This is a genomic window from Brevibacillus sp. HB2.2 (genome assembly GCF_013284275.1).
Classification (GTDB): Bacteria; Bacillota; Bacilli; order Brevibacillales; family Brevibacillaceae; genus Brevibacillus; species Brevibacillus brevis_D.
In genome coordinates this window covers 46778-54548 of record NZ_JABSUV010000041.1, presented here as the reverse complement: position 1 = coordinate 54548, position 7771 = coordinate 46778, and the positions used below count along the sequence as shown (strand labels likewise).

The 7771-nt window shown below is 48.7% G+C and carries 5 protein-coding genes; all 5 read right to left on the bottom strand.

Features of this window, described 5'->3' with window-relative positions; translation table 11 throughout:
• Positions 1–206 precede the first annotated feature (206 nt).
• Positions 207–2468 (bottom strand): ribonucleoside-triphosphate reductase, adenosylcobalamin-dependent, encoded by a 2262-nt coding sequence (nrdJ, locus tag HP401_RS33825; protein WP_172140980.1) that lies wholly within the window; start codon positions 2466–2468, stop codon positions 207–209.
• 442 nt (positions 2469–2910) lie between these two features.
• Positions 2911–4665, bottom strand: a complete 1755-nt coding sequence (pyk, locus tag HP401_RS33820) for a pyruvate kinase (RefSeq protein WP_173606854.1) — start codon at positions 4663–4665, stop codon at positions 2911–2913.
• Positions 4666–4705: 40 nt separating this feature from the next.
• Positions 4706–5665: a 6-phosphofructokinase gene (gene pfkA / locus HP401_RS33815; RefSeq protein WP_012685109.1), complete on the bottom strand. Its 960-nt coding sequence runs from the start codon at positions 5663–5665 to the stop codon at positions 4706–4708.
• A 221-nt stretch (positions 5666–5886) separates the two neighbouring features.
• Positions 5887–6843, bottom strand: coding sequence for an acetyl-CoA carboxylase carboxyl transferase subunit alpha (gene accA / locus HP401_RS33810; RefSeq protein ID WP_012685108.1), 957 nt, complete (start codon positions 6841–6843; stop codon positions 5887–5889).
• Positions 6810–7754: an acetyl-CoA carboxylase, carboxyltransferase subunit beta gene (accD, locus tag HP401_RS33805; protein ID WP_173606853.1), complete on the bottom strand. Its 945-nt coding sequence runs from the start codon at positions 7752–7754 to the stop codon at positions 6810–6812. The genes accA and accD overlap by 34 nt, the downstream gene beginning before the upstream one ends.
• Positions 7755–7771 lie beyond the last annotated feature (17 nt).

Sequence of the window (7771 nt, the reverse complement as noted above, 5' to 3'; positions counted from 1 at the left end):
AAGAAACGCAACCGTGCTCACGCGGCGTAACGGCTACCACTTTTGCGTTTCCCCGCGAATCCCTTCGGAGCGGGCAGTCCCAGCCCTCAGCAGGACGGAGTCTGGAGCCTAGACTGGAAATATTCTTCTCTCCCCTACAGCCACATAAAAAAACAGAGGCAGACTGATTTTCTCAGTCTACCTCTGCCTCTTATTATTCAGATCGCTTAACGAATCGGGCAAGCTCCGCCTTCGCAAGATTCAGCGGTGGACAGGTCAGCCTCGCCGCCAGTTTCATACTGCTGCAAAATCGCAGGGTCAAACGGCTTCATGGACTGCTTCAATGCCTCGTACTGTTCTTTGGTGCACTCTTCATATGGAGCCAATTGGTAGTTTCCGCCATCCAATTGCAAGAAGGATACACCTACGAAATTATCCCAGTTATCGTAAACGATGTCTTCTACTTCTGCCCACTCTTCCTTGCGTACCGTAATCGTGTTCGAAGAGTTATGCTCCGTATATTCTTTCTGGAATCGGAAGTACGTATCGAATTGGCGCTTTGCACTTACTTCGTTCTTCGTTTCTTCTGCGCCTGAGGCTACAGGGAAATCGATTACGAGTGTACGTGCATTTGCCATGCGCTCTTCATACGTTTCGCCTGGTGTTCCTACCTCTGGGTTGACTGTCCATCCAAGATTTTGTACCGCTTTTGCCAATGGATCCTCAGCATTGATACGAATGCGGCGGATGTAGTACGGCGAATGGGACCAGTGCAGACCGCTGGAGACACCACCAGCTACTTGAGACAGCGTACCTTCCGGCTTCACGGTCGTTACCAAGAGTGGAGAGTTCACACGCAGCTCATACGCATAACGGTTCGCCTCGTCACGAGCAGCATCGCCCAGCTGGCGCAGCAGTTCAAGCTCTTGCTCTTCTGTATAGCCAAGGGATGCCAGCGCATCCTTCACACCAGTAAGGGAAGTTCCGAGCAAACGGTCACGCTGTTGAACGGTATCCCAATGCGGCAGCTCCAGCGTTACCAGCGTCATGCGCAGTCCAGCGCGAGCAGATTTACGTTGTGCTTCCAGCAAGCCATCGAGATCCAGATACTTGGAACCATCCCCGCGATCCTTCACGAATTCAACCAGATTGACTGTCGTCAGGTTGCAGACGCCATAAGAATCGAGCAGGATTTCTGCACAAGGGTTCAAGCCCTCTGCATTTGGACGACGACGGTTTGCTTCTTCCAGGTTGATGAAGCCTGGTTCGCCTTCTAATTGCATCAAGGTAAACACGAGGTTCAAGAATGGTTTGGTCGGTTGTTGGGTAAAAGCGATGGAATTGTTGGACATGCGGCGGTGATCCAGACCAACGCGTCCGTCCCCTACATTTTGGATGCTGTCAAACCATACAGGCTTGTGCTCTCCCAACAGCTCGCCTACACGACGGTGATGGTTCAGCTGATCCTCCGTCCAGAAGCCATTGATGCCGTATTTTGCAAGCATGCACTCGTAGTCATCGTGATCAAACAGGAAAATTTCCGCTGTACGGCGCACGCCACCTACTACGACGTTTGCTCCGATGAGGTTTCCAATGTCGAGGATATGTATCGGACGGATTTTACCGTATCCTTTTTCATCACTCTCGATTGGTGCCAAATGCTGGTCGATTTGGTTTTTCAACACTTTATCGATTCCTTCAAACATTTCACGAAGCGGCTCATGACCACTAGCCGTACCGCCAAAGCGCTTCAGTCGCTCGCCTTTCGGACGCACGCTGTTATAAGAGATTTTCACGGTGTGAATGTGTTCGTAAGTGGAATCTGTCAAAATTTGCAGGTAGAGACGGAGGGATTCTACCCAGCCTTCTTTACTGTCGCCCACATAAATTTTGGCAAAGCCGTTATCCAGTACATTCAGTTCAGAACGCTCCAGGCGTTGATGCTTTGGCAGCGGTCTGTATTCAGAAGAAAGCAGCGAAACATTCGTGCGAATCGGGCCGAGTCCAGCAGCCATTTCCTTCGTACATTTGAAGCCTACGCCAGTTCCTACCAAGAGAAGGTAGAACAAATCGCCCAAGTCATCCCAAGACCTGATGTTCAGGAAGGAGCAGTTGAAGTTCGCCAACGGATACAAATCCGCTACACCGTTGTCTGCTCCACCAACCCACAAGGTACGGCCAGACAAAAACTGGCGAAGGTTGAACATGTTGTCAAACAAGCCTTCTGCCTCTTTTTCCATTGCGCGGGAATCGGCGTTCATTCCGATTTTGTTCAAATGCTGATAAGCCAGCTTAATATTGTAATCCACCGAGCGGCGGCAAGTTTCTTTCCACGTTTCCCGTCTTCCTTTTTCCGGTACAAAGCGAGAATAAGTACGGTAGTAAACAAATTGTCCCAGAGGACTCATATGGTTCGGAAAATCAGGATATTGATCTAAGAATTCATCCCGCAAAAATTGAGTTCGGGATACGGTTTCGGTCGCCAGCATATCGTTCCTCCTTCAAATCTTTCCTCTCTAGTTTAACTATCTTTATCTGTAAAACTCAATAGTTTTACCTATATATTGTGCGAAATAATTTTCGACAATACTAGATGTTGTGTTCGCCCTAAAAAAACACTTGACACAAAATCCCGAACATTGGACGTACTAAAGGGCAGATCTATGTTCAGCCTTTTCCTGGCAGCGAGCGCTACAACATCCATTCTGGCATGATTTGGAAACCCCGAACGTATGGATTTCATTCGTTCTGACACAAAGCCACCGACCGATTTTAACAGATTCCCACTCGCTTTGCATCACCTAATAATCACCGGTATCTGGTAAAACTTATCAGATAGTTCGTCGGCTAATCCTTTTTACACCAAGTCAAAAAGGGTGACCCTTTAGTCACCCTTCAGAGGTACTCTCCATTAAAGATGAGTAGCTTTACCTACAGAATCCGGGTATGTCCTGAGTAAATATGCCCACGCTCGGAATCCACTGTAACGATTTGTCCGTCCTTCAATACATCCGTAGCAAATTGCACTCCTACGATGACTGGAATGCCGAGATTCAGGCCTACGATAGCTGCGTGAGAGGTAAGTCCACCCTCTTCGCAAATCACCGCTCCAGCCTTGCTAAACGCTTCGATCATATCGGAGTCTGTACCGATGGTTACCAGGATTGCTCCTTCTTCTACCTTTGCCAGTGCCTCTTCAGCTGATCTAGCAATCACTACCTTGTTTGTAACAACTTTGCGGCCGATACCCTGTCCTTTTGCTACCACATCGCCAATGACGTGGATTTTCATCAGGTTCGTTGTCCCAACTTCACGCACAGGCACGCCTGCTGTGATCACAACGAGATCGCCGTGACGAACGAAGCCTGCATCAAGCGCCTCTTGAACAGACATCTCCAGCATTTCATCGGTTGTATTCGCCATTTCGCCTTTCACTGGATACACGCCATTTACGAGTGCAAGACGGCGAATAATCGCTTCATGCGGCGTTACAGCCACGATTGGTGCTTTCGGACGGAACTTTGATACCATGCGAGCAGTGTGTCCGCTTTCGGTCGCTGTAATAATTGCTGCTGCGTCCAGATCCAATGCTGCGTTGGATACAGCTTGGCTGATCGCATCCGTAATCGTCACTTGTTTAAGCTGTGCTTGTGCATACAAGATTTCACGATAATTCAGCTCTTGCTCTGCACGTACAGCGATCCGCACCATGGTCTCGACAGACTCAACCGGATATTTACCAGCAGCCGTCTCTCCGGAGAGCATGATTGCGTCTGTCCCATCGAAAATGGCGTTCGCAACGTCACTTGCTTCCGCACGTGTTGGACGTGGGTTGCGCTGCATAGAATCAAGCATTTGTGTTGCCGTAATGACTGGCTTCGCGAGTTCGTTACATTTTTTGATCAGCTTCTTTTGAACAAGCGGTACTTCTTCTGCCGGAATCTCTACGCCCAAATCACCACGCGCAACCATGATTCCATCTGTTACTACCAGAATATCGTCTACGTTATCGACGCCTTCCTGGTTTTCAATTTTCGCGATAATATCGATACGCACGTTATGGCGCTCCAGAATTTGGCGAATCTCCAAGATATCCGATGCTTTTCGGACGAAGGAAGCCGCGATGAAATCGACTCCTTGTTCAATACCGAATTCGATATCCTGCGCATCCTTTTCTGTGATACCTGGCAAGTTGATTTTAACACCAGGAACATTAACGCCTTTTTTGCTCTTCAGTGTTCCACCGTTTTTGATCAAGCAGATGATTTCGGTGCCACGCACTTCTTGTACAGTCAACCCGATCAAGCCGTCGTCGATCAAGATCGTATCGTCGATTTTCACATCACGTGGCAATTCCGGATACGTAATGGAGACGCGCTCTGCGGTACCCGCTACTTCCTCCGTGGTGAGGATCAGCGTATTTCCTTCTACGAGCTCGACTGCATCTACTGCCAGCGTACCCGTGCGAATTTCAGGACCTTTTGTATCCAACAGGATTGCAACGGGTTTCCCGGTTTCTTTTGATGCCTGACGAATGTTTACGATTCGCGCCGCATGCTCCTCGTGGGAACCGTGCGAGAAATTCAAACGCGCTACGTTCATTCCTGCTTCAATTAGTTTCTTCAGCGTTTCAACCGATTCACTCGCTGGTCCGATGGTACATACAATTTTTGCTTTCCTTAACATAGGATGTAGGCCTCCTCGACACTCGTAAAAACTGTCAGTTTTATATAGATAGCGTGCGCGCCAATTGATAAATGGATAAATCCAATTGATGCTTTTTCGCCAATGCTTCCTGAAAATCAACATCAACGATCTGGTTGTTTTGAACCCCAACCATTCGGTCCTGCTTGCCTTCCAGCAACAAATCGACAGCTGCGGCACCCATTCGGCTCGCCAGCATTCGGTCCATCGCAGTAGGGGAACCACCACGTTGAATATGACCCAGTACCGTCACGCGAGTCTCCCAGCCTGTCTCTTTCGTGATCGCTTCGGCGTAAGAAGCGGCACTTCCTACCCCTTCCGCCACAATGATGATGGAATGCTTTTTACCACGGCGTTGTCCAGCATGCAAACGTTCAATAATGTCGTCCATATCCTGCGACGCTTCTGGGATCATAATGGACTCGGCACCAGCTGCAAGCCCTGCCCACAATGCCAGATCGCCAGCATCTCGCCCCATTACTTCAATAATGTACGTGCGTTCATGCGAGGTGGCCGTATCGCGGATTTTATCGATCGCTTCCACTACGGTATTCAATGCCGTATCGAACCCGATCGTGAAATCGGTGCATGGAATATCATTATCAATCGTCCCTGGTACGCCAATAGTCGGGAAACCTTTTTCGGTTAGCTTCTGTGCACCGCGAAACGATCCGTCTCCCCCAATGACAATCAGACCCTCAATTTCATGAGCACGTAATTGTTCCACCGCTCTTTGCTGTCCGGCTTCCGTCTTGAACGCCTCACTGCGAGCGGAGTAGAGAATGGTTCCTCCCCGTTGGATAATATCCCCAACAGAGCCTAGAGACATCTCCTTGATATCTCCCCTCATCAGCCCTTCGTATCCGTGGTAAACCCCAAACATTTGTACCTCGTGAAAATGAGCACGACGTACAGCCGCACGGACGGCGGCATTCATTCCAGGAGAATCTCCACCGCTAGTGAGAACTGCAAGTTTCCGCATGGAATCCACCTCTCCAATCGTATCGTCTTTAGCATGTCATTTAACGGAAACAGTATGTACCATACTTTGTATGAAACATGCTGTATCACTCAAATCCTCATATCTGTTATACACTCAAAAGATATGTGCCATACTTTTTGAAAGCTCTGATAACTCTTTCATTCGACTTCGATTGTAGCAGATTTTCCTCAGAGAAAAAAGAAAAAAACGCCCCCTGTTTCTTACAGGGAGGCGAATTGTCCGATCTGTTTAAACTTCTCGTAACGTTCCTGTATCAATTCATCTGGAGTTAAACGGCCCAGCTGTTCTAGTTGTTCCGCGATGACCGCCTTGACCATTCCTGCCTGCGCGATCAAATCACGATGGGCTCCTCCGAATGGTTCATCAATAATTCCGTCAATGACTCCTAATTCCAACAAATCAGGTGCCGTAATTTTCATCGTCTCCGCTGCACGCATACCCAAGCTGGAATCTCTCCAGAGAATCGCTGCTGCACTCTCTGGTGCAATCACGGAGTAATAGGAATTCTCCAACATATAGATGCGGTTACCTACGCTGATCGCCAAGGCTCCACCGCTTCCGCCTTCCCCGATGACGATACAAATAATTGGCACGCCAAATGTCGCCATTTCACGCAGATTGCGGGCAATCGCTTCGCTCTGACCGCGCTCTTCTGCCGCTTTTCCAGGATATGCCCCTGATGTATTAATAAAGCAGATGATCGGGCGACCGAATTTATCCGCTTGCTGCATAATGCGCAATGCCTTCCGGTAGCCTTCAGGATGAGCCATCCCGAAATTACGCTTGATGTTGTCTTTTGTGTCTTTCCCTTTTTGGTGACCGATGACTGTAACCGGACGTCCATCCAGCTTGGCAATTCCACCCACAATCGAATGGTCGTCTCCGAACAGACGGTCTCCATGAACCTCGATAAAATCAGTAAAAAGTAGTTGTATATAGTCCAAAGTCGTTGGCCGTTCCGGATGACGAGCCAGCTGTACGCGTTGCCATGGAGTCAAATTGCCGTAGATTTGCGCAGCAAGCTCTTTTGATTTTTGTTCGAGACGCTGTACTTCTTCGGAGAAGTCAATTCCCTTTTCTTCAGTAAAACGGCGCAATTCCTTAATCTTATCTTGTAATTCTACTAATGGCTTTTCAAAGGAGAGCTCGCCTGCCATGTTTCTACTCCTTCCCGAGACGTGTGCATCTCTACCAGTTTGGACAGCGTATTTCGCATGTCCTTACGGTGTACCACCATATCGAGCTGCCCGTTTTTTAACAAGAATTCCGCTGTTTGGAAGTCTTTTGGCAACTCCTGACGGATCGTTTGCTCAATGACTCGACGCCCAGCAAAACCGATCATAGCTCCTGGTTCTGCGATATTGTAATCTCCCAACGAAGAAAAGCTGGCTGATACCCCACCATATGTAGGATTCGTCATGACCGAGACAAACAGTAAGCGTTCGCGATCCAATCGAGACAACGCTGCGCTGGTTTTCGCCATTTGCATCAGGCTCAATACGCCCTCTTGCATGCGTGCTCCACCAGATGCACTGAACAGAATGAAAGGCAAACGCCGTTCGATCGCTTGCTCAATTGCACGCGTGATTTTTTCCCCGACGACCGAGCCCATGCTCGCCATACGGAAACGAGAATCCATGACCCCAATCACAATGCGGTTCCCACCTAGGAAACCTTCGCCTGTAATGATCGCCTCGTTCAAATTGGTGTTGGCCATATCTTGCTCCAGTTTTTCCAAATAACCAGGAAAACCGAGTGGATTGGCTGTTATCAAATTGGCATCAAATTCTTCTTTCAGAACCCCATCATCCAGAAGCGCTTGCAGGCGCTCAGGAGCGGACATGGAATAATGGAACTGGCAGCCTTTGCAGACGCGCAAGTTCTTCTCCAAATCCTTCGAGTAGTGAATCGTCCCACAATGTGGGCATTTATTCATCAATCCCTCAGGGACTTCCTTTTCTTTCGTACCCGCTTCCTTGCTAATGTCGGTGGAAGCAGGGACACGTGCTAGTGTCTCAGAAGGAACTGTAGCGAATTTGCGCTTTTTCCCAAAAAGATCTTTAAGCACAGGTAACCCACCTTTCT